Source organism: Sphingomonas sanxanigenens DSM 19645 = NX02 (genome assembly GCF_000512205.2).
GTDB classification, from domain to species: domain Bacteria; phylum Pseudomonadota; class Alphaproteobacteria; order Sphingomonadales; family Sphingomonadaceae; genus Sphingomonas_D; species Sphingomonas_D sanxanigenens.
Window position 1 is genome coordinate 4602374 of the sequence record NZ_CP006644.1, and the last position, 24599, is coordinate 4626972.

Below are 24599 nucleotides of genomic sequence, written 5' to 3' on the forward strand. Positions count from 1 at the left end.
GGTCCTGAGGCGAGCGGCTCTAGACTTTGAGGTACCCCCCCGCCCTCTATCTGCGCCGCCTTGCTGTCGCGCTCTCGCGCGCAGTCTTTGCATCTGAGCATGCTCGGCACAGCGGCTGATAGTTGGACCGATCACCGCTGCCGCCGAGAGCGAGGGCCACGATGTGGTCGGCGATCACCGCTGCATTGACACGGCCCGCCTTGGCGCACTCCCGACAAAGCGGCTCATCGCGCAACAGCTCCGCGCGAATGCGCTCATGCTCGCGCCCATAACCGCGCGCCTGCCGCGAAGCACGACGCGACCAGTTGCACGGCTTGGCCTGCCTCGGCTTGGCGTTAAGCTTAGGCGGCCGAGACGGCATCGCTCACATGCGGCTGATCCTCATGCGGGATCGGCAGCTCACGCAGCGACAGCGAGCGCGTGCTCGTCAGGTACAGGTCGACCGACGTACCCGGCGGCACCGTGGTGGTGACGGCCGTATAGACGTGGCTCTCGCCGCTATCATAGTCGTCGGTCGTCGTGACCTCGACCGGCCAAGCGTGCGTCTTGATGGTGACGGTGGTGGTCATGGGAATCTCCGATTGGGTTGCGGTCTCTCCCGCCGTCACGTCCATGCGCCTCAGACGTTGCAGCCGGTGGCTCGACACGCCGGCAGTCCTACTCCTGGCCAGTCCCCTTACGCGACGTCGTGCTGACGCGCTCGGATCAACCCGACCAGTTTCGCTTGGATCTCGGTTCTATGCGGCAGCACTCCGCGAGAAGCACGCTTCCCGCGGGTGGTGGCGGGGGCGGTAAGGCCAATGGCCATCCGACTTCGCCCGCATCATGCCGCTCGTGCGGCGGTGCCCTGACTGGGCTGCGTTTGTTCTGCCTCATTCGGACGCAAAAGGAAAGATGAGATCTTCAACGGCACGCGAAATCCGGGGAAGCACACAAGCACGAACTCGCCCTGCGCTCGCTCGACAACACCGCTCATACCCGCGAACGGGCCCTCGGTCAGCTTCACCGCATCACCCGCGCTGAACACGCGACGCTGCTCCTTAGGCAACGCCTTGGCTTCAGCGGTCCGCAGCGGCTCCAACCCAGCGTCCGAGATCACCGGCACGCGGCCCTGATAGCGGAATACCGAGAAGGCTGGCTGGACCTTCTTAGCCGTCGCTGCCAGCCCGAGCAGGTCGTCGAGATGCCGCGCCCGCGCGAACACGAACGTGGGCAGCATCGGCACCGCCTTGTCGATCCGCACCCGAGAGCGCGGGATACGGCGCGATATCACCAGCGAGGGCGTCCATGCCTCCATGCCGATTTCGTTGAGCGAGGTCGCCAGCCGCAGCGTGCTGCCACCAGCTGCGCGCAACACGCACCATCCATTAACGTCTTTCATCATCCGAGACTCCCACTCACCTTGGCCTGTTTCTCGTCCCGGGCAGCCTTCCCGGTGCGATCGGTGAAGCTTCCATCGTCATGGTGCCAGAGCAGGCAGCGCTCGGCCGCGATGCGCTTCCATTGGTCGGGCAGCGCGTTGATCTCGGCCTGGCAAAGCCTGCCCTCTTCCAGTGCTTCGAGCGCCTCGGCGAAGCGCGCTTCCACCTCGCGGCGTACGATCGCCGTCGCCTGGCCATGCCGCGCGAAAGCGTCGTCGCCGCGGCTCCAGCGCGCGAGGATGGCGTTGCATTCGACGATCGTCGGGAACCACCTGCATTCGGCCAGCGCGTGCTCGAGCAGGAAGGAGATAGCCTCGTTCGATCGATGGCCGAGCGACTTGTAATAGGCCGTGGCGAACAGGCTGCCGCTGAGATCGTCCTCGGCCGAACGGCTGGGCAGCGTCGTCCGCATCACTCGCATGCACTGCTTGAAGTGCCGCTCATCGCAGCGCGTAAGCGCCGGCGGCGGTTCGTCCGCGATGCGGCGGACCATCGCCAGCGTCGTATCGTCCAACCTCGCCGGCAGCGTGTCGAGATCCAGATCCTGCAGGCTCGTCGGCAAGGCGAGCGATGTCTGCGTCAAGGGCTCGGATGACGGCATCCCGGCTGCCACCCGCGCCACCACGGCCTTGAGCGGTCGAACGTTGTCCATTGCGATACCTGCCTTCGTCTTCGGCCCTGCGGCACCAGTTGCGCCATGCCGCCTGCCAATCCTTCTTCCGGGCGTTCGGCCCGCTCGCGCTCGCCGCCCAGTCGCGAAAGCGCTCCAACTCGCGGTCCAGCGCGCCGGGCGGCCAGCGAGAGACCGCCTCCGCCAGTTCGCCACCGAAAGGCTCCGGCTGCCAGTCGACCGGCAAGCGGCTCGCCTCGCGCGCTCGCGTGGTGTCGCGCGTGGGGGTGGGCGGAGGGGTTAATTTTTGGGGTTCTAGGGGGCTTTTATCAGGGGAGGAGGGAGGGGGAGGATTGTCCGCATTGTCCACCCGATCCATCTGAGTCGGGTGGATGTCGGGTGGACATGAACCGGCTTTCTCCGCGGCGCGGCGTTCGCGCCGATATTCACGATCCCAAGCGCGCCGCTTCTCGGCGGCAGGGTCGATCATGGCAGATGCGCCGCCGGCAGGCTGCTGCGCCTCCATCTCGGCGATCGCCGCGACCAAAGCGTCGCCCGTCACGCCCGCGGCGAGCAGGTGCTTCACAGCTGTTGCGATGACGCTCACCTAGCGCCCTCATCGGACTGGCGCGCCGCATCGTCGGCCATGCGTGCGGCCTCATCCGTATAGCGCCAGGCGACGATGTCCCAGTCGCTCGACCCGCTCGGCCAGATGCGCCACCGGCGCGTTCTTGCAGGCAGCGGCCCCATGATCCGGCCGTTGCGATACCGGATATAGATCGACGCTTCCTCCGACCACGTCGGCCGATCGTTGTGGCCGAAGTGCAGCGTCATGCCGTCCGGATCGGGCTGGGGCGCGTGAGCGGCGCTCATGCCGCACCTTCCCGCGCTTCTGGCGCCAGCATGTCGGCGGCGTTACGCACGGAATGGAGGGCGCGGTTTAACGCAGCCTCAACCCTTTCGACCCGCGCATCGGCACTGCATTCGGCTTTCAGCTGCACGATCCTGCGACGCACGGCGAATGCCGACATATCACCGTCAATCCCGAGCCATTCGATGAGATCGCGCTTGGCTTGCTCAAATTCCGCGCACTCCGCCCGCACCTGGCCAATCAGATACTCGCGACGCGCCGCGACCTCGCGATCGACTCTCTTGAAGCCCTCGGCGCGCATCTCGGAAAGGTCAGCGATCTGCGTCTGAACACTGGTAAGATCGACTGCTGCCTTCGCCACAGCCGCCCCGAACTTCTTCCTGACCGCAGCGTTCTCTCGCCACAGATCAGCGTGACGCATCTGCGGCAAGCGCGGCCCGGTACAACGGCCGACGCCGTCGATCAGCAGCTTCATGGCCGCGTCCATCGGCAGAGCCACAGCCGACCGAGTCGCCTTCCTGACATGGCGCCACGTCTGCGCCTTGCGGACGATCAGGCCACATCCAACCGGAATATCCGCGGCGGTGCAAAGCCCGTCCGGCACAGCAAAAACGACCGCGCCGGCAAAGCTGAGATACTTCTGCCATTTGCCGGACGTCGTATCAGAACGAAGATCAGATCGGCTGATCTTGCATTCATATGCCGTGGGCATCGGCTTGCTGTAGGACTTCTCCAGCGTGTAAACGTCCGGCCGCGGGGATCCCGCCGGCCCGATCTGCATGTCGGTCCAGACCATGCGCTGGTCTGAGCGGAGATGCTGGGCAAGATCCTCTGCCAGCGCGTCGTGCTTCCAGCCGTGGTCGCTCATGCGGCAAACTCGAAAAGGCCCGCGCTGCGCGACGCCAGCGCCGCGATGTTTTTCGCTGCCTGCACGAAATAGGAGGGCTTGAGCTCGATCCCGATGCCCTTGCGCCCCATCTCCACGGCGCAATAGACCTCGCTGCCAATGCCAAGAAACGGTGTCAGGATGGTATCGCCGGGGTTGCTCCACAGATCTATGCAGCGCTCGATGACGTCGAGCTGGAGCGGCGAGATATGCTGCTCATCCTTCTCGTCGCGCCCTTCGCGATATTGAAGGGTCCGCGTCTGGCGGATGTCGGTCCAGACCGGCGAGGCGTAGCGCTGCCACACCTCGATCGAATACCAGTTCCGCCCATCGGTATCGGTCGTGTACTTGGCGAAGTCGGGACCGGCGCCATCGCCATAATAGGCATCGAAACAGCCCGACACCGGATCCGGATTGTCACCCGGCTTTCGGAACGTGACGACATAGTCGGCGAGGCCCTGCCCGCTGATGGTCGAATCCTTGACCACCTGCTTGTGCAGCAGACGGATGCTCTTGGTGCGCTGCTGTGCGACGACCGGATCTTTCCAGATGCAGACCTCGCTATGGAAGATCCACCCAGCGTCCTCATAGGCGCGGATCACCTCGCCCCTGAAATCGCGCATGCCGATGTGGCCATGCCGGATCTTCGACGTCGGAAGCTGCATCACATGCACGCTGTGCAGGCGGCCGGGCATCGTCACGCGCAGCAACTCCTGAATCAGGAACGCGTAATGCTGCCAGAAGCCGGCGCCCTCATTGTTTGAGATATCGCGATCGAAGCTGCTGAACTTGTACAGGCCCTCGAACGGGGGCGAGTGGATGCCGAAGCCGATGCTGTCTCCGGGGAGCGCCCGAATGATCTCGCAGCTGTCGCCTTGGTAGATGGCATAGTCGTCAGTCACGACCTGATCGACGGCGAGGATGCTCATGCGGCCTCCAGAAAGTTGGGAAGAATGATGGGCTGGCGCGGGTCATATGCAGGCGTGTCGCGCACGCTCCCGCGCACCGCGGCGCTCGACATGTCCGCCATGTGCATCACCATCGCCGCGGCCATGCGCTCGGCATCGGCTTCCTTGCGCCGGATATTTGCGGTGGTGGCGCCCTCGATCTCGCTGGCGATCACATGCGCCGTCACCGGCCGCGTCTGGCCGAACCGCCAGAAGCGACGCACCGCCTGATAGAACTGCTCGAAGCTGTCGTTGAGCCCGACAAAGCCGGTGTCAGCGCAGTGCTGCCAGTTCATGCCGAAGCCCGCGACGCCCGCCTTCGTCACGAGCACCCGCGTGCGGCCTTCACTGAAATCCAGCAGCTTGCGCTCCTTGATGTCGTCCGGATCGCTGCCCTTGGTCTCGACGGCACCGGGGATCATCCGCGCAAGCTGCGCGCTCTCTTCATTGAGGTTGCACCACCACACGAAAGGGCGATCGGGCGGCGTGATCGATGCGGCCAGCGCCACCCGCTGCTCGACCGTCGATCGCCGGGCCGCGATCCGCTCCTGGAGCGTCTGCGCCTGCATAGGGAAGAGCATGCCGGTGTCGATGTTGGGGGCGTAATCGGCGCCGACCGTGTGCTGCACGAACTGCAGCGGCGACAGATCATAGCCTGCGTCCGCATAGCCCAGATCGGACGGCTTGCGGAGCATGACAGACCACGATGCCATCCACTTCCAGAACTCGTTCTCGGCATGCCCTTTGAGGCGCCATTTCTGGGTGTCGCCATTGTCGTGCGTGAAGAAGGTGGCGAGCATGTCCGTGTAGGACATGATTCCGAGGAACTCGGCGTGATTGCCCAGCTCCATGAAGTCGTTCGGCGCCGGCGTTGCGGTCGCGGCAAGCCGGAACGGAACCGCCTGGCATTCCTCGATCAGACGCGTGCGATAATGGCCGTCCGTCGACTTGAGGATGCTGCTCTCGTCGAGGATGACGCCGCCGAAGCGGCCCAGATCGAAATTGCCGATCTTCTGATAGTTGGCGATGTTCACGCCTGCGACGCAGTCGTCCGCGGATGCCACCTGCCGCGCGGAAAGCCCGAACTTCTCCGCCTCGCGCACCATCTGCGCGGACACGGCGAGGGGCGTCAGCAGCAGCACCGGGCGACCCGTCTCGCGGTGCACCGCATGTCCCCACGCCAACTCCATCAGGCTCTTGCCCAGCCCGGTGCCAGCGAACAGGGCGGCGCGCCCGCGGCGCAGCGACCAGCGAACTATATCCGCCTGGAAAGCGAACAGCGCATCGGGAAGGTCGACGGGGGCATCAATGCCGGTTGGCGGATCGACGATCGCCTTGCGGGCGAGGAACGCCTCGTAGAGGCTGGGGGCGGCGCTCACCGCCCCCGCCCCATCGTCCGCAGGTTGCGCGCGCCCGGCCCGATATGCCGCCGCGGGATGAAGTACAGATACTCGACGCGCACCACCTCTCCGCGCGCGTTGCGCTCGATCATCTTGCAGGCGGTCTCGCGCGTCATGCCGCCCACCCCAGCTTGCGCGCGAGGTCGATCAGCGCTGCGGCGTTCGGCACGGTGCGGCGGCCGACGACAAAGCCCTGCTGGCGGGGCTCGAGAACGGAGCCGTCATAGACGATATAGCCCTGCCGGCGCAGATAGCTCTTCGCGCGCTCGACAGGATCGCTCTCCCGGCGAACCGTCTCGGCATTACCGTCCATGATCAGCCGCGCGACCTTCATCATATGGTTGCCGCCACCGCCGCTGCGGGCGCGCTTCCAGTTCTTCCGGCGATTGAGGGCGATCTGGACGATCATCGGGTCGTAGGTTCCCGGCAGCTGCACCAGGTCGCCGACCCGCGGCGCAGGCTTGCCGACGGCGCGCCTGGGCGCGTCTGCCACCGCCGGGCACGGCGGCTCGGGCTCAGCGATCGGCGGCGCCACAGGCCGCGACCGCGCGGCATCGACCTTCATCTGGTCCTCGATCATCGCGCGCGCCTCGGCTGCGCGGATCTTCTTGCGCGTCAGCGCGTCATAGGCGGCCCGATATTCGGGCGGGCACCACGTGTTCCTGCTCATGCCAGCCATCCCCACGATTTGATGGCAGCGAGGGCTTCATCGACGCTGGTGACGCACGCCCACGGGTGGCCCACCTCGATGAAGAAATCCCGCCACTCTTTCTGTTCCACGCTCAGCCGGCCGTCCTTCTCGCGCTTGCATTCGAGCACGCCGATCTGACCGGGCTTGCGGCCCATCACGATCAGGTCGGGGAAGCCGGGGCGCAGCCCGTCCTTTTTCATCGCCGCGATCAGCTTGGCGCGGTTGGCCGCGTCGCCAGCGAGCTTCGATGCGTTCGGCACCGCGGCCACCTTAAGGCCGAGCGTCTCGATCAGTTCGATGATGCTCCGCTGGATCGGACGCTCGAGCGCGCCGGGCGCCTTGCGACGGCGACGCTTTGCCCCCGTCGCGTGCTCGCGCGGCTTTTTGAGATACCAGGCCGTCACGCCAGCCACTCGACCTGCGCGAGGTCAGCGAGCACCGATCGGCGCGCGCTCCACAGCGCCGGCTCGGGCATGCCCTCTGATGCTGAGGCGCTGTTTGCGAATCGGTCCATGATCGAGGGCAGGTCGGTCGGCAGCCCCATCTTCGGGCCAAGCACCATCGACCGCTTGATCGCCTCGCAGCCTTCCTTGATCAGCGAAGGCGCGGCGCCATCCAGCGCTGCCGCGATCGCACCCACCGCATCGTCGGCCACCTCGAATGGTGCGAGGTACATCTTGACGATTGCATAGCGCTCGGCAGGGCCAGGCAGCCCGATCTCGATCTGCATCTGGAACCGACGCCAGATCGCGGCATCGATCTCCTTCGTCACGTTCGTCGCGGCGAACAGCAGCCCGTCGAAGCGGTCGAGCTCCTGAAGCAGCGCGATCGTGATGTTGGCCCGCTCGTTATCGGCGCCCTGAGAGCCAAGCCCCTCGCGTTTCTTGGCCAGCGCGTCGAACTCGTCGAAGAACAGCGCGACGCCATAACGATCGCGGCGCGCCTGGCGAAACATCTTGCCGATGCGCGAACCGCTCTGTCCGAGGTACATCCCGACGATCTCGTGGCTCTGGATCACCAGCATGGGCACGCCCAGCCGGGCGGTGATGTGATGCGCGAGCGTCGTCTTGCCGCAGCCGGGCGGGCCTGACAGCAGGCAGCGGCTGCGCGGCTTGAGGCCGACGGCGCGCAATTCCGTCTCGGCATTCATCTCGAACAGCCATTGATGCAGCGCCGCACGAACGGGGGGCGTCAGGATCGGCGGTTGCGCGTCCCCCGGCATCACGATCTCGCCGTGCGTGCCGAAGTCGCGCTCCAGATCGGACCGCGCGGAGGCAGGTTCGCTGTCGGCCATCAGCCGTTACCTCCCTCGCCGCCGCCGGGCGCACCCTTCTTCGGCTTCGGGGTGGGCTTCAACGCGTCGGGGATATCCATCCCGTCCGTGCCCAGCTCGCGGCACCATGCCTCGTCCCACGCGGCACGACGGGTGTCGCGCGCCGGGAAAGGGTTGGCGGTGACCGGCTTGCCTTCGCGCGCCGCCGCGGCGCCCATCGCGCGCGCCTGCTCCGGCGACGCCTCCGGCTCAGGCGGAGACTCTTCAGCTGCCGGCTCGGCGGTGCCGTCGGCCGGCCCTGCACTGGGTGATGCCTCGCCTTCCGCCGGTTTTGGTTCGGCCTTCGACAGGCGCTGCAGCGCCCAATGGCCCAGCGGCGTGCCGTCCAGCATGCCGAGCGCGGCCTTGTAGGTATCGAGCAGCGCCTCCTGCTCGCGCCGCTCCGCCTCATCGATGCTGCGCAGCTTGACGATGCCACGCATCGTCTTCGTGTCGAAGCCGTTCGATTTCGCCTCGGCATACACGCCACGGATGTCGTCGGCGATCGCCTTCTTCTCGGCCTCGAGCCGCTCGATGCGCTCGATCAACAGGCGCAGCTGCTCGGCTGCTACGGGTCCATTGGACATTGTCTATCCCCTTCAGGCGCCGATCGTCGGCGCGGGTTCGCCCGCCTCGGCCAGCACGCCTTCCAGCGCAGACCGGGCATCATCGTTGGACAGGAAGAAGAGCTTGCTGGCGTCGATGCCGAGCAGCAGGACGCCGGCGGCGGCGGGGCCCACATCGCGCTCCAGCGCGTAGCCCGCATCACCCTCGAGATGGACGGCCCAACCGGCGATGCAGTGCGCGGTGCCGCAGCCGCCGCGCTTATCATGCCAATTGTTCATCTGCAGCCGCTTCGGCTCCGCAAGCGCATGCCTGGCGACATTGATCAGTCGCTGCCTCGCCACAGCCGGGTCCGCCTGCGGATGACCCTTGATCGTGCAGCCCTTAGGCAGGGTGAGCGTGGCGCCGCTATCGAGGCTGACATCGCCGACGCTGGTCACGCCCTCAAGCAGGGTGAGCGTGGCGCCGCTATAGAGGCTGAGATTGCCGACGCTGGTCACGCCCTCAGGCAGGGTGAGCGTGGCGCCGCTATCGAGGCGGACATAGCCGACGCTGGTCACGCCCTCAGGCAGGGTGAGCGTGGCGCCGCTATCGAGGCTGACATCGCCGACGCTGGTCACGCCCTCAAGCAGGGTGAGCGTGGCGCCGCTATAGAGGCTGAGATTGCCGACGCTGGTCACGCCCTCAGGCAGGGTGAGCGTGGCGCCGCTATCGAGGCGGACATAGCCGACGCTGGTCACGCCCTCAGGCAGGGTGAGCGTGGCGCCGCTATCGAGGCTGACATAGCCGACGCTGGTCACGCCCTCAGGCAGGGTGAGCGTGGCGCCGCTATCGAGGCTGACATAGCCGACGCTGGTCACGCCCTCAGGCAGGGTGAGCGTGGCGCCGCTATCGAGGCTGACATAGCCGACGCTGGTCACGCCCTCAGGCAGGGTGAGCGTGGCGCCGCTATCGAGGCTGACATAGCCGACGCTGGTCACGCCCTCAGGCAGGGTGAGCGTGGCGCCGCTATCGAGGCTGACATAGCCGACGCTGGTCACGCCCTCAGGCAGGGTGAGCGTGGCGCCGCTATCGAGGCTGACATAGCCGACGCTGGTCACGCCCTCAGGCAGGGTGAGCGTGGCGCCGCTATCGAGGCTGACATAGCCGACGCTGGTCACGCCCTCAGGCAGGGTGAGCGTGGCGCCGCTATCGAGGCTGACATAGCCGACGCTGGTCACGCCCTCAGGCAGGGTGAGCGTGGCGCCGCTATCGAGGCTGACATAGCCGACGCTGGTCACGCCCTCAGGCAGGGTGAGCGTGGCGCCGCTATCGAGGCTGACATAGCCGACGCTGGTCACGCCCTCAGGCAGGGTGAGCGTGGCGCCGCTATCGAGGCTGACATAGCCGACGCTGGTCACGCCCTCAGGCAGGGTGAGCGTGGCGCCGCTATCGAGGCTGACATAGCCGACGCTGGTCACGCCCTCAGGCAGGGTGAGCGTGGCGCCGCTATCGAGGCTGACATAGCCGACGCTGGTCACGCCCTCAGGCAGGGTGAGCGTGGCGCCGCTATCGAGGCTGACATAGCCGACGCTGGTCACGCCCTCAGGCAGGGTGAGCGTGGCGCCGCTATCGAGGCTGACATCGCCGACGCTGGTCACGCCCTCAAGCAGGGTGAGCGTGGCGCCGCTATAGAGGCTGAGATTGCCGACGCTGGTCACGCCCTCAGGCAGGGTGAGCGTGGCGCCGCTATCGAGGCGGACATAGCCGACGCTGGTCACGCCCTCAGGCAGGGTGAGCGTGGCGCCGCTATCGAGGCTGACATCGCCGACGCTGGTCACGCCCTCAAGCAGGGTGAGCGTGGCGCCGCTATAGAGGCTGAGATTGCCGACGCTGGTCACGCCCTCAGGCAGGGTGAGCGTGGCGCCGCTATCGAGGCGGACATAGCCGACGCTGGTCACGCCCTCAGGCAGGGTGAGCGTGGCGCCGCTATCGAGGCTGACATCGCCGACGCTGGTCACGCCCTCAAGCAGGGTGAGCGTGGCGCCGCTATAGAGGCTGAGATTGCCGACGCTGGTCACGCCCTCAGGCAGGGTGAGCGTGGCGCCGCTATCGAGGCGGACATAGCCGACGCTGGTCACGCCCTCAGGCAGGGTGAGCGTGGCGCCGCTATCGAGGCTGACATAGCCGACGCTGGTCACGCCCTCAGGCAGGGTGAGCGTGGCGCCGCTATAGAGGCTGACATAGCCGACGCTGGTCACGCCCTCAGGCAGGGTGAGCGTGGCGCCGCTATCGAGGCTGACATCGCCGACGCTGGTCACGCCCTCAAGCAGGGTGAGCGTGGCGCCGCTATAGAGGCTGAGATTGCCGACGCTGGTCACGCCCTCAGGCAGGGTGAGCGTGGCGCCGCTATCGAGGCGGACATAGCCGACGCTGGTCACGCCCTCAGGCAGGGTGAGCGTGGCGCCGCTATCGAGGCTGACATAGCCGACGCTGGTCACGCCCTCAAGCAGGGTGAGCGTGGCGCCGCTATGGAGGCGGACATCGCCGACGCTGGTCACGCCCTCAGGCAGGGTGAGCGTGGCGCCGCTATGGAGGCGGACATCGCCGACGCTGGTCACGCCCCGGGCCGGCTTCCAATCCGCGGAGACCGGCCTCCCATCAATCCAAATGCTCATCTGATCTACCCTTCACTTGCACACGAAGGAGCCCGGTGCGCGTCGGGCATGCGAAAGCGCTCCCGGAATCACCGGGCGCGCGGTTCGATCTGGTTGGTCGGCGGGCCCGGCCGCCGGTTATCCGGTCTCCACGAAAGGCTGCTCGCGCTGCATCAGGCCACCGCCCGCAGCGTCGACGATCCCGCCTGCATCGCCTCGATCTCGCTCCGGGTCTCGTCGAGCAGCGCGAGCATCGACCGCAACTCGTCGCCGTCGATCTCGTCGTCATTTTCGAGAGCGGCGTTAACTGCAACCTGCAACCTGGCGAGCAGCGATGCGAACCCGCGTGCCGACCGCGAACCTGCGCCTACGCGCGACAGCTTGAGATCAAGCTTGCCTACGATCTCTGCGGCGAACCGTCCGTTCCACGCTGAGCAGGCGCGCAGGAATGCGATCATACCCATCTCGGCCAGGCCGGTGCGGTACCGCTGCGCCTGGTCGGCACCGCGATGCAGAACGGCGCCGAGCTCCGCATCGGTAAGGCCGTCCTCATCCTTGATCGCGGAGAGAGCGCAGGCGGCGGCCTCAATCAGCGAAGAAGCGGAAACAACCCTGTTGCGGCTGCTGATCTGCGGATCGGTCATCGGCTAGAGCCTGCGGAAGAAGAAAGGCGCGCACGGGCAGTCATCGGAAGGGGCGGCAACGCCGCCCGTGCGCGCCATCCGCCGGAGCGGACCTGGGGAATGGAGAGGATCACGCCGCGACCTTCACGGCGTTCGGGCAGTCGGCAGCCGTGCAGCTGTTGACGCAGGGATCATCGGTGCGGCGCTCGCAGAGGCTGCACATCTCCACCTTGGGAGCTTTGCTGACGATGCCGAAGATGTCATTGGGCGTCACCGCCCCATCCGTCGCCTCGAAGAGCTTGATCATCAGATCGCGCGACGGGATGATCTCACCCCGCGCCGCGCGCGTGATCGTTGAGACTGCCGAACCGGTCGCTTGCGCCAGTTCAGTCGCGGTGCGCCCCGGCTGGGCGAGATACTCGGCTAGCGTCATACGCAAATATTTGCGCCACATGCAAACCGCGGTCAAGGGCCATTTTGCACGTGGTGCTATGGTGGCGGTTTGCGCGTCGTGCAAAATCCCGCGAACATGATCATTCGCCTCTCACAGATCCGGGAAGCCAACGGGCTCACGCTGGAAGAGATAGCCGCCAAGCTCGACGTTGCGATAAGCACCGTGTCGCGGTGGGAGATCGGCGATACCAATATCCCCACCAAGCGGTTCGCGGAGATTGCCGCGGCGTATCAGTGCCAAGTCAGCGACTTCTTCAGCGAGGCGCGTCCCCCGGCGCCGCGCGCTCTTGCCCCCGACATCCCACCAGTGAAGGGCGCGGCCGACGAAGACGGGCCGGTCTACCTGACCAGAATCGAGATGGCCTATGCGATGGGGCCGGGCTCATCGCTTGAGGATTTCCCCGAGACCGGCCAGCTGCAGTTCGATCCGAACGTGCTGCGCACCATCACGCGCTCGCCGCCGGAACGGCTCTACGTCGCCAGCGGCGAGGGTGACAGCATGATGCCGACGCTGCTCGACAGCGACATGGTGCTTATCGACACGCTGCAGCGCCAGCTCAACCAGCAGGATCGCATCTGGGCATGCTCGATCCACGGCGCCGGCGCGATCAAGCGACTGCGGACGATCGGCCGGACGCGTGTGCTCGTGATCTCCGACAATCCGAACGTCGAGAATCAGGAGGTCGATGCCGAGGATCTCTACATCTTCGGGCGCATCATCTGGGTGGGGAGGCGCGTGTGAGCGACGATAATGATCCGGCAGACGCACCGCCGCCCGAGGACGAAATGGCCGCGAAGGTGGAGCTGCTGCAGCGGCAGTTGAAATTCTCGCTCGAAGAAAGCGCGGCGGCGTACGGCGAGATCGATCAGATGATGCGGCACCTGCTCAACGCATTGGTCGCGGTCGTTCGCGAGGATCAGGAAGACCTTCTCAAACAGATGGACGACATCCGCCTGAGAATGGAGTTGCTCGATCATCATCGATATCAGCTGATCTTCAAGGCAAGGGAGGTTGCCGGCGATGCAGCTTGATCCGAGATTCCAAGAGCTGCTCGACAAGGTCAACGCGGGGATAGATGGCGGCGATCCACCGAAATTGCCACCCGTTCGGGGCGGTGGTAGTGGTGGCGATATGGAAGGTCGCATCATCAAGCTCGAGGCTCATATGGAGCACGTCCGCGAGGATCTGAAGAGCCTTGCCGATGTTCCGAAAGACCTCGCAACCCTTACGGCGCACGTCGCGCACCTGCCCAGCAAGGGCTTCATTGTCAGCGTGCTGACCACCGGCGTTGCCGTGATCGGCGGCCTTGTCCTCATGGCCGATCGCATCAAGAACCTGTTCTAGGCCAGGCCGTGCCCCGCGAGCTGAGCCTCGCCGTCGTCGGTGCGCAATACCCCAACAAGCGCGGCCCCACCCGCGCCTTCGGCATCGCCATGTGCCGCCCCGGCGACCCGATCGAGCTGCGGCCCGAGCCGAAGAACCCCGCCGACGAGCGCGCGGTGGCCGTGTTCACTGCCGACAATATCCAGATCGGCTACATCACCGCCGAGCGCGCGCCCTACATCGGCGGCATCATCAAGGCCGGGCGCGAGGTCCGCACGATCTTCCAGGCGCCGACGCAATGGGGCGCGATCGTGCGCTGCGCGTTCGATGGCGCCTCCCCTTCCCTGCCGGCGAGGCGGCCCGCCGCTGCGCCGGCGGATTTTGACGATATCGACCAAACCCCTCCGGCTGGCTGGGACATCTGATTTGCATCTGATGCGGATAATTTGCACGTAACGCAAATTTGCGCTTGACGGGAATTTGCATGTAGCGCAAATTTCCTCTCGTGAACAACGGGAGGCGCAACATGTCCAGCAGCTACAACCGCACGGGATGGCGCGAGCCGCCCGCCCAGCGCCGGCTTATCCAGCCGTCCGATCCGATCGCAGCGCGGCATGACCGGCTGACCGCGCGCCTCTGCTACGCTCTGGCGGCGTTCGCGCTGCTTTATTTCGTGGGGCAGATGCTCCGGGCGGTGCTGTCGTGAGCGCGCCGGACAACCCGAGCGCGTTCCCGGAAGTGCCGGGCGACTGCAACGCCTATGAAGGCCGGCCGGGCATGACGCTGCGCGATTGGTTTGCCGGTCAGGCGTTGGCCGGGCGGATGAATCTTATCAGCTTCCCGGCAGACCCCGTCGATCTGCTCCGGACCTCGAAGAACCTCTATGAAGTGGCCGACGCCATGCTCGCGGCGCGCGAGGAAGCCGTGCCCGCGGCGCAATGGAAAGACTGGGGAGGCGGCGCATGTCCCCTCGGCCATGTCTACGTTGAGGTGCGCTATCGCGACGGCATCACCGCCCGCGGCGATGCCTGCGAGTTCGATCCCGCCGCTTGGCGTCATGAGACCGGCAAGTTCGATATCGTCGCGTATCGGAAGGTGCAGGTGTCATGAGCATCGCCGACATCCTAACCACCGCCGGCATCCTGATCGGCCTGTTCGTCGTCACCCTCATCCTCGCCCAGGGCGTCACCGCGCTGATCGCGGGAGGCCGCCGGTGAAGGCGACCAACACCGAGATCCGCGAGTTCGCGCGCCGGCACGGCGCCGAGCGGCTGGTCCGCCCCACCGGCTACGGCATGTTCGAGGTCGGGCACGGCGGGCGCAGTCTCTATCTGCCCTACGCCACCCGCGCCGCAGCCGAGGAAGACGCCCGCCGCTGGGTCCGCAGCATCGAGCGCGCGCTATGATGCGCGTCACCGCCCCGTCGAAGATCGGCCACTGGGACGGCGTCATACCGCCGGGCGACCGCTTCACGCGAAACCAGCGCGTCTCGGCGGTGCGGTTCGGCTACGACATCGACAGCTTCGAGACGATGACGGTGATGCGCCGCGGCACCGCGCGCGAGTTCTGGATCCCGATCGGCGGCGAATACCCGATGGTCGAGGCCAGCTGCGCGATCATCGAGCGCCGCCCCGGCAACCGCGTCTTCGTCCTCACCCCGGGCGGCTTCCGCATCGTCGTCAACGCCGACGGCTCGCTGCTCACCGATCCCTCGCGAAAGAAGAGGAAGCCATGACCGACCTGCTCCGACAGGCGCCCGCGCCGGGCGCCAGCGCGCGCGACACCTCCCGCGCCGCCGCCGCCGACATCGCGCCGCGGGCGAAGATCTTCCGCGATCGCGCGCTCGCGGCACTGGAAGCGAGCAACGGCCTGACCGCCGATGAGGTGGCCGGCAAGGTCGGGCTGCCCGTCCTGTCGATCCGGCCTCGCATCACCGAGCTCTTCGCACTCGGCCTGATCCGCGACACGCACGAACGCCGCGCCAACGCGAGCGGCCGCAAGGCCATCGTGTGGGCTGCGATCCAGCCCGCCGGCCAGAAGAGGGCGCGCGCGTGATGGGTGGGATCAGGCTCCCCCGCTGGGCGGAACGCACCATGTCGCGCCGCGTGCCCGACCTCGTCATCGGTGAGGCTGAGCGGCCTTACCTGCGGCGCTGGTGGATCATCCCGCGCAACCGCTTCTTCAACCTCTACCTGCATGACGTGCTCCGGTCGGATGACGATCGCGCGCTGCACGACCACCCCTGGTGGAACGTCTCGGTCGTGCTGGCCGGGCGCTACATCGAACACACCATCGCCGCCGGCGGTATCGAGCACCGTGCCGAGCGCGCGGCAGGCTCCTTCGTCTTCCGCCGCGCCCGCCAGGCGCACCGCCTCGAGGTGCTGCCGGGCGAGCGTGCGGTCACCCTGTTCATCACCGGCCCGCGCCTGCGCGAATGGGGCTTCCACTGCACGAAAGCCGGCTGGGTGCACTGGCAGGACTTCACCGCCGGCGACAACGGTGAGCTGGTCGGTCGCGGATGCGGGGAGGACGCCTGATGCCCGAAATGCCAGGAAAATCCATTGGCGCCCGGGCCGCGGCGCCGACCTGCGCCACCTGCCAGCACTGCGTCACGCTGCTCGCACGCAGGCTGCACGATGGCATGCCCGCACGCAACTGCCTCCGGCGCTCGCGGCGCTCTGTGGTTCATGGGGTTACGGGCGATGCCCGCACCGCAGAGTTCGAGCGGTCCCGCATCTGGCGCTGGTTCGGCGCGGACACCTGCGGGCCGGAGGGTCGGTACTGGAAGCAGGGCCAGCCCGCGCAGCCGCCTGGCACGCAGCCGAGCGCGAAAGAGGCGATGTAATGCAGCGCGCCACCCTCGCCCTGCGCGTCGCGCGCACGCTCGTCGACCGCGCCCGCAAGCCCTCGCGCGCCGAGCGCATCATCGGCGGCATGCTCACCGCCTGCTCCATCGCCGACGTGACGGCGACGGCGTTCACCGACGCATTCAAGGGAGGGCGCTGATGGCCTTCGATCCCGCATGGCTCTTCATCGACGGCTTCGCCGGCGGCGGTGGCGCATCCACCGGCATCGCCCAGGCCATCGGGCGTGAGGTCGATATCGCGATCAACCATGATCCGATCGCCATCGCGATCCACGCCGCCAACCACCCGGGCACCGAGCATCACTGCAACGACATCCGCGCAGTGTGGCCGCTCGCGGCGACGCGTCACCGGCCGGTCGGCGGCGCCTGGTTTTCCCCCGACTGCAAGGAACACAGCAAGGCGAAGGGCGGCCCGGTCAAGGATCGCCACATCCGCCACCTCGCATGGGAGGTGGTCAACTGGCTGAAGGACACCCGCCCGCTCGTCGGCTTCGTCGAGAATGTGGAGGAGTTCCAGCAGTGGGGCCCGCTCGATCCCGAGACCGGCCACATCATCAAGGAGATGCGGGGCTATGAGTTCCGCCGCTGGGTGAAGACCATCAAGCGGCTGGGCTATCGCATCGACTGGCGCGAGCTGCGTGCCTGCGACTATGGCGCGCCGACCTCGCGCAAGCGGCTCTACATCATCATGCGTCGCGATGGCGAACCGGTCACGTGGCCGGCGCGCACGCACGGCAACCCGGCGAACGACAACGACGCGCGCCAGATCGCGGCCGGGCGGATGCTGCCGTGGCGGACGGCGGCCGAATGCATCGACTGGTCGATCAGGTGCCCGTCGATCTTCGACAGGATTCGCGAGCTGAAGGACGCGACCAAGCGGCGGATCGCGCATGGCGTCATGCGCTACGTCGTCAATGCGGCGCGGCCGTTCATCGTCGGCACGGCCTTCACGAACACGCGAGCCAGCCGCGTCTTTGATCCTGATGAGCCCCTGCGCACCAGCACGACGCAACCGGAATATGGCGTGGTCGACGGCACCATCATCCCCGTCACCCATGGCGGAGACCTGCGCGCGCACGACGTGGCCGAGCCGCTCCGCACGATCACCACCGCCAACGGCGGAGAGTTCGCGCTCTCGCAGGTGCAGCTCGCCCCGCACATCACCAAGTTTCACACCGGCTCGGTCGGCTCCGACATGGGCGCGCCGCTGCCGACGGTGACCAGCAACGGCGACAGCGCGCGGGACGCCGGCGCGACGCCGTTGGGCGTGGTCGGGGCTACGTTGGTCGGTGTTGGCGGCCGTCGCGGTCAGAGCCCGCCTATGTCCGTCACCGGGCCAGCGGCGACCATCACGTCGAAAGCCGATGGCACGATCGTCGCCGCGGCGATGGCGCCGCTGCAGAACGGCGAGCGCCGGCCGGGCGAGAAGCCGCGCGAGCAGGACCTCGCCGCACCGCTCTCGACGATCGCGACCGGCGGCAAGCATTCGGTCGTCGAGACCCAGCTGGTCGCCGCACATCTCGATCGCCAGTTTGGCAACTCGGTCGGTGCTGCCGCCGACCAGCCCGCGCCGGCGACCACTGCCGGCGGCGGCGGGAAGACCGCGGCGGTGACGGCGTTCCTCTCCAGCTACAATGGCAGCGATAAGCGCGGCGCTGCAGGTGACCCGCTGCAGCCGCTGCCCACGATCCGCACCGGCGGCGGCAAAGGCGGCGGACATCGCGCCGTGGTCGCTGCGCACATCGAGCAGGCGAACACCGGCATGGTCGGGCACGACGCGCGAAAGCCGCTTAGCACGATCGTCGGCAAGGGCTGCACGCAGCGCATCGTCGAGACGACGTTGATCGAAGAGGGCGCGCTGCCGCCCGAGTTGATGACGAAGGCCGTCCGCGTCGCTGCGTTCATAATCAAATATTATGGCAGCGAGACAGGCGCGCACCGCGTCGACGAGCCCCTCGCCACCGTCACCACGCGCGAGCGCTTCGCCGTCGTCACGGTGACGATCGACGCGGTCACCTATGTGATCGTCGACATCGGCCTGCGCATGCTGACGCCGCGCGAGTTGGCCCGGGCGCAGGGCTTCCCTGACAGCTATGTGCTCGATCCCGTCGTGCCGCGCATGATCCGCGGCAAGCTCGTCCACGCCCCGCTGCCCAAGGCCGCGCAGATCCGCGCCATCGGCAACAGCGTCTGCCCGGACGTAGCCCGCGCACTGGTCGCGGCGAACCGGCCGCGCTTTCCTCAACTTCAAGGGATGGCCGCGTAATGCTCGCTCAGCCAGATATGTTCGCGCCGCGCCGCGCGCTGGACGCTGTCGCAGTCGACGACACGGTCAATGCCGCAATCGCACAGGGGGCGTGGTTCGCCTTCAGCCTCTCCGGTGGCAAGGATAGCGCCGCGCTGTCTCTGGCGGCCATGCGGCACCTCGATGCTGCCGGTCATCCGCGTGAGCGGCGCATCGCCATCCATGCAGACCTCGGTCGAGCGGAATGGCAGTCCACGCCAGGCGTGGTCGAGCGGACGGCCGCCGCCCTCGGCCTGCCCCTGACGATCGTTCGCCGCGCTGCTGGCGATCTGGTGGATCGTTGGGAGGTCCGCTTCCGCAACGGGAAAGCGCGATACGAGGATCTGTCGACCTACAATCTCATTGGTCCGTGGAGCCAGGCGAACAAGCGCTTCTGCACGTCCGAGCTCAAGGCGCAGGTGATCGGCCCGCACCTCTCGCGCACACTGCGCGGTGAGACCATCGTTCAGGTCGTCGGGATCAGGCGCGAAGAGAGCACAGGCCGCAAGGCAACCCCGATCAGCAAGGCAGACAATCGTTATGCCGAGCTCGGCAACAGGCACGGCACCCGCATGATGCTGTGGCATCCGGGCGTGGAGTGGTCGGCCGAGGAAATTTTCTCCTGCCACGCACGCCATGGGCTCGAGCTTCACGAGGCTTACACCGCCCACGGTTCGAGCCGGCTTTCGTGCGCCTTCTGCGTCCTCGCCAGCATCGGTGACCTTCGCGCTGCTGCAAGCGCTGTCGGTAACCGCGCCCTTTATCTGCACCTGGTCGAGATGGAAGCGAACAGCACATTCTCATTCCAGCCCGATCGCTGGCTTGGCGATGTCGCCCCCGATCTTCTGCCCCCCAGCCTCGCGTCAGACCTCGCCCGCGGCAAGCGTGATGCGGAGCGCCGCCGTTCGATCGAGGAAGGGATGCCGGCTGGCCTGAGGTACGTGAAGGGCTGGCCGCAGCGCATGCCGACCATGGACGAGGCGAAGCTGATCGCTGGCGCGCGGCGCTCGATCCTTCTTCGGCACAATCTCGACGATCGATTCCCCACTGGCCGGCACGTGATCGAACGGTTCGGCCAGTTGATGGCTGAAAAAGAACGAAGGTTGGCAGCATGAAACACCACATCCGCGAGCGGGCCGACGCGCGGCCGCGCATCTACATCCGCCCCTGCACGCCGGCGCCGGCGCATTGCTGGTCCCTCGCGCCGGGCGCCGTGCCGAAGCTGGCCGAGACGCCGGGCGCCGCGCTCGATGCCGCGCTGGCCGCGATCGGCGGCGGCGAGGCGGTGGTTATCGTTGGAGGGTTGAATGGCTGACGGCACGAAGATCGAATGGGCCGATGCAACGGTGAACGCCGTCAACGGCTGCACCCGGGTTTCGCCGGGCTGCGGCGGGCCGGGCCCGTTCGGCGGCTGCTACGCCGAGCGCCTAGCTGCCACCCGCCTGCGCGATCACCCCAGCCGGATCGGCCTGGCCGAGATGACCAGCAAGGGGCCGCGCTGGACGGGCGAGGTGAGCCTGCACGAGCCGGCGCTGCTGCAGCCGCTGGCGTGGAAGCGCCCGCGCCGCATCTTCTGGAACGCGCATGGCGACCTGTTCCACGAGAAGGTGCCCGACGAATGGATCGACCGCGTGTTCGCCGTCTGCGCGCTGACGCCGCAGCACACCCACATGATCCTCACGAAGCGGCCGGAACGGATGCGGGATTATTTCGCCTCGCGCTCGGGTGATCATCACCTCACAGCTTGGTCGAAGGCCAACAAGCCAGGCACGCTGCGGATCACGCAGCAAGAGGTTGAGGCTTGGCTGCTTCCCAGTGCCAACGATGATCATCGGCGCCTTTTCGGCGCGACCAACCCCGGCTTCCCTCTGCCCAACGTCTGGCTGGGCACCAGCGTCGAGGATCAGCAGCGCGCGGACGAGCGGCGCGAAGCCTTCCGCGACACGCCCGCCGCCGTTCGCTTCGTCAGCTATGAGCCGGCGCTCGGCCCCGTCGACTGGGCGGGCTGGGAGTTCGTGCAGCAGATCATCGGAGGCGGCGAGAGCGGCCCGCGCGCGCGGCCGAACCATCCCGATTGGCAGCGTGCGACGCGCGACTTCTGCGCGGCGAACGGCATCGCCTATTTCTTCAAGCAGTGGGGCAACTGGAAGCCGGTCTACGACCGCGACGCCGAGGATCCGGACTGGCGCCGGTGCGGCGAGGTCGAGCGCGCCACGCCGAATGGTCAGTGGCTCAACCTCGCGGGCGGTCAGGGCTTCCACGGGGAGCGGGTCGTTCGCGTCTCGCCGGTCGACAAGAAGGTTGCCGGCCGCCTGCTGGACGGGGTCGAGCACAACGGGGTGCCGGCATGAACATCGCCGTCCCTTGGAACGCCAGCTGGTCGTCGGAAGAGCACTACGAAATCCGGCCTTGCCGTTGGGTTGGAATGCGCCGGGCGATGTGGATGCCACACACGCCCGGGGTCGGCCGCCCGATCTTTGCCAAGCCGCATCAGGTGCGCCAGCGCCGCTCGATCGCGGAGATGCGCTGCACCGTCTGCGGTGAGAAGACGCCCGAAGGGGATCGCTGGTGGTTCCAACTCGGCGAGGTCCGCGAAGGCTGGTTCATGACGACTGAGGCGCCGGTGCACCGCCGATGCGCGGACTTCGCGCTCACGGTATGCCCGCACCTTCGCGGCCAGGAGGATCGCCTCGAGCCGATGCCGGGCGGTTTCAGGATCCTGTCGTCGTTGATCGGCGGCCCCGCCGTCGAGCGGGATTTCGGTTTCACCATTCGGCCAGGCGAACGCGTCATCGGCGCGCTCAAGATCGCATGGAAAGAGAAGTTCATGAGGAGGGCCGTTTGATGCGCAAGCCAATTCAGCTTCCTATGCAGGATCAGAACGGTCAGCCCGCAGGCTCTATGTTCATGATGCCTGCGCGCGAGGGAGCGTGCGAGACCTGCGCCACCGCGCATGAGCCGCACCTTCCGCACAACGCGCAGAGCATCTTTTACAGCATCCGCTTCCAGGCGGAACACGGCCGGGCACCGACGTGGATCGATGCCATGGCGCACTGTTCCGACGAGATGCGCGCGCTGTGGACGAAGGCCCTGACGGATCGCGGCGTTGACGTCGCCGGCGGCAAGATCGTGGCTGCGCGGGAATCGAACTGATGGATCGCCCCATCATCTTCTCCGCGCCGATGGTGCGCGCGCTGCTGGCCGGGCGCAAGACGCAGACTCGGCGGGTGATCAAGCTTCCGACCAAAACTCATAGCGGCGGCCCGATCTACGAGCGTCCCGACATGGGTGGATGGGAGGCGACCACGCACGGCGGGGCCGGCTGCTTCACCATCGGCAAGGATGGCGCACGCCAGTCCGTTCCCGAACTGGTTGGCATCTGGCACCAGACCACCGGGACCTGCGTCGCCGCCGCCTATCAGCCGGGCGATCGGCTCTACGTCCGCGAGCACTGGCGCAGCACGCCAGCCTATGACGACCTGGCGCCTGCCGAAATGGGCGGCGATGAGCCGGTGCTCTACATCGCCGACGACGCGACGCTGAACTGGGCGGAAGCCGACGGCACCCGCCGCGGCAGGCACCGGCAGGCCATGCACATGCCGCGCTGGGCGTCGCGCGTCACGCTGATCGTCGACGATGTGCGGTGCCAGCCGCTGCAGGACATCAGCCGCGAAGATGCGATCGCCGAAGGCTTGGCGCTCGCGTCGAACGCGATCGAAGAGTTCTGGCGCTGGCCGGAGCCGCATCACGAGAACCTGTGGCTATCTCCCCCGGCAGCCTACCGTCACCTCTGGAACAGCCTCCACGGCGCCGATGCCTGGGATGCCAACCCGTGGGTCGTCGCCCTCACCTTCCGCGTCGAGCGCGGCAACATCGACAATCTGGGGAGTGCCGCCTGATGGGCTGGAAAGCGATCAAGGATCATTACCGGATCCGCCACTTCGTGCAGCTCGTGCCGGGTGAGGGCGTCTGCATTGGCTCCGGCTTCACCCACGATATCATCGTGATCAATCACATGGGCGGCGTCGAAAAGCCTTACCGCCCGGAGCGCGGTTGGTCGGTGAATGAGGACTTGGCCCGTTACCAGGCGGAGTTCGACGCTGATCCTGCGAAGCTGAAGGAGCTGCTCGACCAGCCTGATACCTTCGAGCGGTCGATCACCGTCTACACCTATGACGGCGCGGCCATCATCGAATGCGCCTGCGAGAAGCTGGAATGGCCGAACGTCACCCACGACGGGCGGATGATGTACGAGAATACTTTCTCGACCGACCGCGCCGAGGTCGTCCGCTGGGCGATCCGCAACGCGCGCGCCCGCGTCGAAGCGTGGACGGACAACCTCGATGAGCGCGTGCGCCATCTGCAGGAAGCCGCCGGCCACTTGGCACGCGTTCGCTCCGACCTGTGGTGCTGGGGGAAGACGAAGGACGGCGCCCCCAAGCATCCGATGGCGCGGGGCCTGCACCGCATCCCGCGCGACCAGCAACCTATTATGTGGAGGGCAGCGGCATGATCCTCATCCCCGAAATCGAAACCATTGTCATTCTCGTCCCGCGCACCGGGACGCGCTCTCTCAAGCGCGCGATCGAGCAGCGCTATCCGCGGTCGATGATGCTTTACCGGCACATGGAAGCCGATGGCGTGCCGCATGGCTATGACCGCTGGAAGAAGGTTGGTGTCGTTCGCGATCCGATCGATCGCCTCTGGTCGCTCTACAAATATCTGGCGCGGTTCGGGCTGGATTGGTGCGAAGAGCATGACACCACTTACACCGCGCTGATGCGGGATAGCGTCTGCCGTCCGTTCGAAGAATGGCTCATGTGCAACGAACGCGTCTTCACCAGCCCGTACGATTCGGCGGGCTTTGGGCGGTTCTTTCCTGCCTATGCGTGTCGCCACCCACTTCCGGAAAACCGGAAGAGCCAGTTCATGTACCTTCGCCCGGATCTCGGAACGAAGATCTATCCCTATGATCTCATCCAACAGCTGCATCACGCTCTCGACGTCGACCCGCCGCGAATTAACGGCACATCGAATGAGCCTGTCCCTACCCTAACCGGCGAAGCGCTCACCTATGTCGCGCGCTGGTTCACTTGGGACACGGCTGCCAGCCGGGCGCTGTTTCCCCTGTCCGAGGCGGCAGCATGACGACCACCGACGAAACCCAACTCGACGACGCCATCGCCATGGCGGCGCGCGCCGACATCGAGATCGCCAGCATCGGCGGCTACTGCCCCGTCCAGGCGGAGGGGTCGGTCGACGGCCAGCCATTCTATTTCCGCGCGCGCGGCGAGGAGTGGCAGCTGCACATCGGCCCGAGGGAGGATTGGTTCTCCGGCCGCGAGTGGTGGATCGAGGTCCCCTGGACGGGCGAGACCTACGGCGCCGGCTACATGCCGCACGACCAGGCGGCACGGCTGATCGTCGCCGGCATCGCCGCATGGCGGAAACCGCGCAATGCTTGAGTCCTTGGCGACCTTCATCGTCGAGATCCTCGCCGGACTGGCGATCTTCGTCGCGATGCTGGCGGCGCTCGCCGGCGCGATGGCCGTGGTGATCGCGCCGTTCGCCTGGCTCGACAAGTTCCTGCGCCGCCACCCGCGGCTGCAGAGCGCCATCTACGAGGCGAAGCTGCGGCTGGGGCCTGCGCTGGTCGGGGTGGCCATGGTCGTCATCTGCTGGGCCATCGGCCGGGCGGTGGTGTGATTTTCA

37 protein-coding genes and 1 pseudogene are annotated in these 24599 nt (G+C 66.8%); 22 read left to right on the forward strand and 16 right to left on the reverse strand.

Annotated features, from left to right (window positions below):
* Positions 1-46: 46 nt before the first annotated feature.
* The 16 genes and pseudogenes from NX02_RS31730 to NX02_RS21160 all read right to left on the reverse strand — a co-directional run bounded on the left by NX02_RS31730 (position 47) and on the right by NX02_RS21160 (position 12394).
* Positions 47-361, reverse strand: coding sequence for an HNH endonuclease (locus NX02_RS31730; RefSeq protein WP_039996744.1), 315 nt, complete (start codon positions 359-361; stop codon positions 47-49).
* Complete coding sequence (locus NX02_RS21095) at positions 342-569, reverse strand: hypothetical protein (RefSeq protein ID WP_025290921.1); 228 nt, start codon at positions 567-569, stop codon at positions 342-344. The genes NX02_RS31730 and NX02_RS21095 overlap by 20 nt, the downstream gene beginning before the upstream one ends.
* Before the next feature lie 254 nt (positions 570-823).
* On the reverse strand, positions 824-1384 hold the full coding sequence (nusG, locus tag NX02_RS21100; RefSeq protein WP_158014131.1) for a transcription termination/antitermination protein NusG: 561 nt from the start codon (positions 1382-1384) through the stop codon (positions 824-826).
* Positions 1381-2073, reverse strand: coding sequence for a hypothetical protein (locus NX02_RS21105; protein ID WP_025294167.1), 693 nt, complete (start codon positions 2071-2073; stop codon positions 1381-1383). Before NX02_RS21105 ends, nusG begins: the two co-directional genes overlap by 4 nt.
* Before the next feature lie 561 nt (positions 2074-2634).
* Positions 2635-2904 (reverse strand): hypothetical protein, encoded by a 270-nt coding sequence (locus NX02_RS21110; protein ID WP_025294168.1) that lies wholly within the window; start codon positions 2902-2904, stop codon positions 2635-2637.
* Positions 2901-3770 carry a hypothetical protein gene (locus NX02_RS21115; protein WP_025294169.1) on the reverse strand — a complete coding sequence of 290 codons (870 nt, stop codon included), beginning with the start codon at positions 3768-3770 and terminating at the stop codon, positions 2901-2903. The genes NX02_RS21110 and NX02_RS21115 overlap by 4 nt, the downstream gene beginning before the upstream one ends.
* Positions 3767-4717 carry a DNA-methyltransferase gene (locus tag NX02_RS21120; RefSeq protein ID WP_025294170.1) on the reverse strand — a complete coding sequence of 317 codons (951 nt, stop codon included), beginning with the start codon at positions 4715-4717 and terminating at the stop codon, positions 3767-3769. The genes NX02_RS21115 and NX02_RS21120 overlap by 4 nt, the downstream gene beginning before the upstream one ends.
* Positions 4714-6114, reverse strand: a complete 1401-nt coding sequence (locus tag NX02_RS21125) for a DEAD/DEAH box helicase (protein WP_025294171.1) — start codon at positions 6112-6114, stop codon at positions 4714-4716. Before NX02_RS21125 ends, NX02_RS21120 begins: the two co-directional genes overlap by 4 nt.
* On the reverse strand, positions 6111-6251 hold the full coding sequence (locus NX02_RS32710; protein WP_158014133.1) for a hypothetical protein: 141 nt from the start codon (positions 6249-6251) through the stop codon (positions 6111-6113). The genes NX02_RS21125 and NX02_RS32710 overlap by 4 nt, the downstream gene beginning before the upstream one ends.
* On the reverse strand, positions 6248-6805 hold the full coding sequence (locus NX02_RS21130) for a hypothetical protein (protein WP_025294172.1): 558 nt from the start codon (positions 6803-6805) through the stop codon (positions 6248-6250). Before NX02_RS21130 ends, NX02_RS32710 begins: the two co-directional genes overlap by 4 nt.
* Positions 6802-7230, reverse strand: coding sequence for a VRR-NUC domain-containing protein (locus NX02_RS21135; protein ID WP_162232714.1), 429 nt, complete (start codon positions 7228-7230; stop codon positions 6802-6804). Before NX02_RS21135 ends, NX02_RS21130 begins: the two co-directional genes overlap by 4 nt.
* Positions 7227-8120: an ATP-binding protein gene (locus tag NX02_RS21140; protein WP_025294174.1), complete on the reverse strand. Its 894-nt coding sequence runs from the start codon at positions 8118-8120 to the stop codon at positions 7227-7229. Before NX02_RS21140 ends, NX02_RS21135 begins: the two co-directional genes overlap by 4 nt.
* Positions 8121-8488: 368 nt before the next feature.
* Positions 8489-8725: pseudogene (locus tag NX02_RS33700) on the reverse strand (DUF2312 domain-containing protein); the annotation flags it as partial.
* A gap of 12 nt (positions 8726-8737) precedes the next feature.
* The gene (locus NX02_RS33355) at positions 8738-11359 is read right to left on the reverse strand and encodes a leucine-rich repeat domain-containing protein (protein ID WP_211258240.1); all 2622 of its coding nucleotides are present in this window, start codon (positions 11357-11359) and stop codon (positions 8738-8740) included.
* 152 nt (positions 11360-11511) lie between these two features.
* Entirely contained in the window at positions 11512-11982 is a 471-nt protein-coding gene (locus NX02_RS21155) for a hypothetical protein (protein WP_025294177.1), read from the reverse strand.
* 109 nt (positions 11983-12091) lie between these two features.
* Positions 12092-12394 (reverse strand): helix-turn-helix domain-containing protein, encoded by a 303-nt coding sequence (locus NX02_RS21160; RefSeq protein ID WP_162232715.1) that lies wholly within the window; start codon positions 12392-12394, stop codon positions 12092-12094.
* Between the two features lie 96 nt (positions 12395-12490).
* Here NX02_RS21160 and NX02_RS30940 point away from each other — a divergent pair, with 96 nt between their 5' ends.
* The 22 genes from NX02_RS30940 (at position 12491) to NX02_RS21275 (ending at position 24593) form a co-directional block, all read left to right on the forward strand.
* Positions 12491-13156 (forward strand): XRE family transcriptional regulator, encoded by a 666-nt coding sequence (locus NX02_RS30940; protein ID WP_158014135.1) that lies wholly within the window; start codon positions 12491-12493, stop codon positions 13154-13156.
* Between the two features lie 44 nt (positions 13157-13200).
* Entirely contained in the window at positions 13201-13446 is a 246-nt protein-coding gene (locus NX02_RS21170; protein WP_158013898.1) for a hypothetical protein, read from the forward strand.
* Complete coding sequence (locus NX02_RS21175; RefSeq protein WP_158013897.1) at positions 13436-13759, forward strand: hypothetical protein; 324 nt, start codon at positions 13436-13438, stop codon at positions 13757-13759. The genes NX02_RS21170 and NX02_RS21175 overlap by 11 nt, the downstream gene beginning before the upstream one ends.
* Positions 13760-13767: 8 nt before the next feature.
* Positions 13768-14163 (forward strand): HIRAN domain-containing protein, encoded by a 396-nt coding sequence (locus NX02_RS21180; protein WP_025294179.1) that lies wholly within the window; start codon positions 13768-13770, stop codon positions 14161-14163.
* Between the two features lie 101 nt (positions 14164-14264).
* Positions 14265-14444, forward strand: a complete 180-nt coding sequence (locus NX02_RS21185; protein ID WP_025294180.1) for a hypothetical protein — start codon at positions 14265-14267, stop codon at positions 14442-14444.
* Positions 14441-14848: a hypothetical protein gene (locus NX02_RS21190; protein WP_025290903.1), complete on the forward strand. Its 408-nt coding sequence runs from the start codon at positions 14441-14443 to the stop codon at positions 14846-14848. Before NX02_RS21185 ends, NX02_RS21190 begins: the two co-directional genes overlap by 4 nt.
* A gap of 103 nt (positions 14849-14951) precedes the next feature.
* Positions 14952-15143: a hypothetical protein gene (locus NX02_RS21195; protein WP_025290902.1), complete on the forward strand. Its 192-nt coding sequence runs from the start codon at positions 14952-14954 to the stop codon at positions 15141-15143.
* Positions 15140-15472, forward strand: a complete 333-nt coding sequence (locus NX02_RS21200) for a hypothetical protein (RefSeq protein WP_025290901.1) — start codon at positions 15140-15142, stop codon at positions 15470-15472. Before NX02_RS21195 ends, NX02_RS21200 begins: the two co-directional genes overlap by 4 nt.
* The gene (locus NX02_RS21205) at positions 15469-15792 is read left to right on the forward strand and encodes a hypothetical protein (protein WP_025290900.1); all 324 of its coding nucleotides are present in this window, start codon (positions 15469-15471) and stop codon (positions 15790-15792) included. The genes NX02_RS21200 and NX02_RS21205 overlap by 4 nt, the downstream gene beginning before the upstream one ends.
* Positions 15792-16274, forward strand: coding sequence for a hypothetical protein (locus tag NX02_RS21210; protein WP_025290899.1), 483 nt, complete (start codon positions 15792-15794; stop codon positions 16272-16274). Before NX02_RS21205 ends, NX02_RS21210 begins: the two co-directional genes overlap by 1 nt.
* 307 nt (positions 16275-16581) lie before the next feature.
* The gene (locus NX02_RS32720) at positions 16582-16743 is read left to right on the forward strand and encodes a hypothetical protein (RefSeq protein ID WP_158013896.1); all 162 of its coding nucleotides are present in this window, start codon (positions 16582-16584) and stop codon (positions 16741-16743) included.
* Complete coding sequence (locus NX02_RS31735) at positions 16743-18869, forward strand: DNA cytosine methyltransferase (protein WP_025294181.1); 2127 nt, start codon at positions 16743-16745, stop codon at positions 18867-18869. The genes NX02_RS32720 and NX02_RS31735 overlap by 1 nt, the downstream gene beginning before the upstream one ends.
* Positions 18869-20002 carry a phosphoadenosine phosphosulfate reductase domain-containing protein gene (locus NX02_RS21225; protein ID WP_245648662.1) on the forward strand — a complete coding sequence of 378 codons (1134 nt, stop codon included), beginning with the start codon at positions 18869-18871 and terminating at the stop codon, positions 20000-20002. Before NX02_RS31735 ends, NX02_RS21225 begins: the two co-directional genes overlap by 1 nt.
* Positions 19999-20202: a hypothetical protein gene (locus NX02_RS21230; protein ID WP_025294183.1), complete on the forward strand. Its 204-nt coding sequence runs from the start codon at positions 19999-20001 to the stop codon at positions 20200-20202. The genes NX02_RS21225 and NX02_RS21230 overlap by 4 nt, the downstream gene beginning before the upstream one ends.
* Positions 20195-21238, forward strand: a complete 1044-nt coding sequence (locus NX02_RS21235) for a phage Gp37/Gp68 family protein (protein ID WP_025294184.1) — start codon at positions 20195-20197, stop codon at positions 21236-21238. The genes NX02_RS21230 and NX02_RS21235 overlap by 8 nt, the downstream gene beginning before the upstream one ends.
* Positions 21235-21732, forward strand: coding sequence for a hypothetical protein (locus NX02_RS30950; RefSeq protein WP_025294185.1), 498 nt, complete (start codon positions 21235-21237; stop codon positions 21730-21732). The genes NX02_RS21235 and NX02_RS30950 overlap by 4 nt, the downstream gene beginning before the upstream one ends.
* Positions 21732-22040, forward strand: coding sequence for a hypothetical protein (locus NX02_RS21245; protein ID WP_211258241.1), 309 nt, complete (start codon positions 21732-21734; stop codon positions 22038-22040). Before NX02_RS30950 ends, NX02_RS21245 begins: the two co-directional genes overlap by 1 nt.
* A complete protein-coding gene (locus NX02_RS21250; RefSeq protein WP_025294186.1) occupies positions 22040-22786 on the forward strand; it encodes a hypothetical protein in 747 nt (248 codons plus the stop codon). Before NX02_RS21245 ends, NX02_RS21250 begins: the two co-directional genes overlap by 1 nt.
* Positions 22786-23400 carry a hypothetical protein gene (locus NX02_RS33705; RefSeq protein WP_053000693.1) on the forward strand — a complete coding sequence of 205 codons (615 nt, stop codon included), beginning with the start codon at positions 22786-22788 and terminating at the stop codon, positions 23398-23400. The genes NX02_RS21250 and NX02_RS33705 overlap by 1 nt, the downstream gene beginning before the upstream one ends.
* On the forward strand, positions 23397-24035 hold the full coding sequence (locus NX02_RS21265) for a hypothetical protein (protein WP_025294187.1): 639 nt from the start codon (positions 23397-23399) through the stop codon (positions 24033-24035). Before NX02_RS33705 ends, NX02_RS21265 begins: the two co-directional genes overlap by 4 nt.
* Complete coding sequence (locus NX02_RS21270) at positions 24032-24352, forward strand: hypothetical protein (RefSeq protein WP_025294188.1); 321 nt, start codon at positions 24032-24034, stop codon at positions 24350-24352. The genes NX02_RS21265 and NX02_RS21270 overlap by 4 nt, the downstream gene beginning before the upstream one ends.
* Positions 24345-24593, forward strand: coding sequence for a hypothetical protein (locus tag NX02_RS21275; protein WP_025294189.1), 249 nt, complete (start codon positions 24345-24347; stop codon positions 24591-24593). Before NX02_RS21270 ends, NX02_RS21275 begins: the two co-directional genes overlap by 8 nt.
* Positions 24594-24599: the final 6 nt, after the last annotated feature.

What these genes read in the sequence shown, in the direction of transcription:
- NX02_RS30940 (WP_158014135.1), top strand. Translation starts at nt 12,491, where the DNA reads ATGATCATTCGCCTCTCACAGATCCGGGAAGCCAACGGGCTCACGCTG.
- NX02_RS31735 (WP_025294181.1), top strand. Translation starts at nt 16,743, where the DNA reads ATGGCCTTCGATCCCGCATGGCTCTTCATCGACGGCTTCGCCGGCGGC.
- NX02_RS30950 (WP_025294185.1), top strand. Translation starts at nt 21,235, where the DNA reads ATGAACATCGCCGTCCCTTGGAACGCCAGCTGGTCGTCGGAAGAGCAC.
- NX02_RS32720 (WP_158013896.1), top strand. Translation starts at nt 16,582, where the DNA reads ATGCAGCGCGCCACCCTCGCCCTGCGCGTCGCGCGCACGCTCGTCGAC.
- NX02_RS21185 (WP_025294180.1), top strand. Translation starts at nt 14,265, where the DNA reads ATGTCCAGCAGCTACAACCGCACGGGATGGCGCGAGCCGCCCGCCCAG.
- NX02_RS21275 (WP_025294189.1), top strand. Translation starts at nt 24,345, where the DNA reads ATGCTTGAGTCCTTGGCGACCTTCATCGTCGAGATCCTCGCCGGACTG.
- NX02_RS21250 (WP_025294186.1), top strand. Translation starts at nt 22,040, where the DNA reads ATGGATCGCCCCATCATCTTCTCCGCGCCGATGGTGCGCGCGCTGCTG.
- NX02_RS21210 (WP_025290899.1), top strand. Translation starts at nt 15,792, where the DNA reads ATGGGTGGGATCAGGCTCCCCCGCTGGGCGGAACGCACCATGTCGCGC.
- NX02_RS21200 (WP_025290901.1), top strand. Translation starts at nt 15,140, where the DNA reads ATGATGCGCGTCACCGCCCCGTCGAAGATCGGCCACTGGGACGGCGTC.
- NX02_RS21110 (WP_025294168.1), bottom strand. Translation starts at nt 2,904, where the DNA reads ATGAGCGCCGCTCACGCGCCCCAGCCCGATCCGGACGGCATGACGCTG.
- NX02_RS21140 (WP_025294174.1), bottom strand. Translation starts at nt 8,120, where the DNA reads ATGGCCGACAGCGAACCTGCCTCCGCGCGGTCCGATCTGGAGCGCGAC.
- NX02_RS21230 (WP_025294183.1), top strand. Translation starts at nt 19,999, where the DNA reads ATGAAACACCACATCCGCGAGCGGGCCGACGCGCGGCCGCGCATCTAC.
- nusG (WP_158014131.1), bottom strand. Translation starts at nt 1,384, where the DNA reads ATGATGAAAGACGTTAATGGATGGTGCGTGTTGCGCGCAGCTGGTGGC.
- NX02_RS21120 (WP_025294170.1), bottom strand. Translation starts at nt 4,717, where the DNA reads ATGAGCATCCTCGCCGTCGATCAGGTCGTGACTGACGACTATGCCATC.
- NX02_RS21130 (WP_025294172.1), bottom strand. Translation starts at nt 6,805, where the DNA reads ATGAGCAGGAACACGTGGTGCCCGCCCGAATATCGGGCCGCCTATGAC.
- NX02_RS21235 (WP_025294184.1), top strand. Translation starts at nt 20,195, where the DNA reads ATGGCTGACGGCACGAAGATCGAATGGGCCGATGCAACGGTGAACGCC.
- NX02_RS21155 (WP_025294177.1), bottom strand. Translation starts at nt 11,982, where the DNA reads ATGACCGATCCGCAGATCAGCAGCCGCAACAGGGTTGTTTCCGCTTCT.
- NX02_RS33355 (WP_211258240.1), bottom strand. Translation starts at nt 11,359, where the DNA reads ATGAGCATTTGGATTGATGGGAGGCCGGTCTCCGCGGATTGGAAGCCG.
- NX02_RS33705 (WP_053000693.1), top strand. Translation starts at nt 22,786, where the DNA reads ATGGGCTGGAAAGCGATCAAGGATCATTACCGGATCCGCCACTTCGTG.
- NX02_RS21265 (WP_025294187.1), top strand. Translation starts at nt 23,397, where the DNA reads ATGATCCTCATCCCCGAAATCGAAACCATTGTCATTCTCGTCCCGCGC.
- NX02_RS32710 (WP_158014133.1), bottom strand. Translation starts at nt 6,251, where the DNA reads ATGACGCGCGAGACCGCCTGCAAGATGATCGAGCGCAACGCGCGCGGA.
- NX02_RS21225 (WP_245648662.1), top strand. Translation starts at nt 18,869, where the DNA reads ATGCTCGCTCAGCCAGATATGTTCGCGCCGCGCCGCGCGCTGGACGCT.
- NX02_RS21105 (WP_025294167.1), bottom strand. Translation starts at nt 2,073, where the DNA reads ATGGACAACGTTCGACCGCTCAAGGCCGTGGTGGCGCGGGTGGCAGCC.
- NX02_RS21245 (WP_211258241.1), top strand. Translation starts at nt 21,732, where the DNA reads ATGCGCAAGCCAATTCAGCTTCCTATGCAGGATCAGAACGGTCAGCCC.
- NX02_RS21115 (WP_025294169.1), bottom strand. Translation starts at nt 3,770, where the DNA reads ATGAGCGACCACGGCTGGAAGCACGACGCGCTGGCAGAGGATCTTGCC.
- NX02_RS21270 (WP_025294188.1), top strand. Translation starts at nt 24,032, where the DNA reads ATGACGACCACCGACGAAACCCAACTCGACGACGCCATCGCCATGGCG.
- NX02_RS21160 (WP_162232715.1), bottom strand. Translation starts at nt 12,394, where the DNA reads ATGACGCTAGCCGAGTATCTCGCCCAGCCGGGGCGCACCGCGACTGAA.
- NX02_RS31730 (WP_039996744.1), bottom strand. Translation starts at nt 361, where the DNA reads ATGCCGTCTCGGCCGCCTAAGCTTAACGCCAAGCCGAGGCAGGCCAAG.
- NX02_RS21175 (WP_158013897.1), top strand. Translation starts at nt 13,436, where the DNA reads ATGCAGCTTGATCCGAGATTCCAAGAGCTGCTCGACAAGGTCAACGCG.
- NX02_RS21170 (WP_158013898.1), top strand. Translation starts at nt 13,201, where the DNA reads ATGGCCGCGAAGGTGGAGCTGCTGCAGCGGCAGTTGAAATTCTCGCTC.
- NX02_RS21095 (WP_025290921.1), bottom strand. Translation starts at nt 569, where the DNA reads ATGACCACCACCGTCACCATCAAGACGCACGCTTGGCCGGTCGAGGTC.
- NX02_RS21205 (WP_025290900.1), top strand. Translation starts at nt 15,469, where the DNA reads ATGACCGACCTGCTCCGACAGGCGCCCGCGCCGGGCGCCAGCGCGCGC.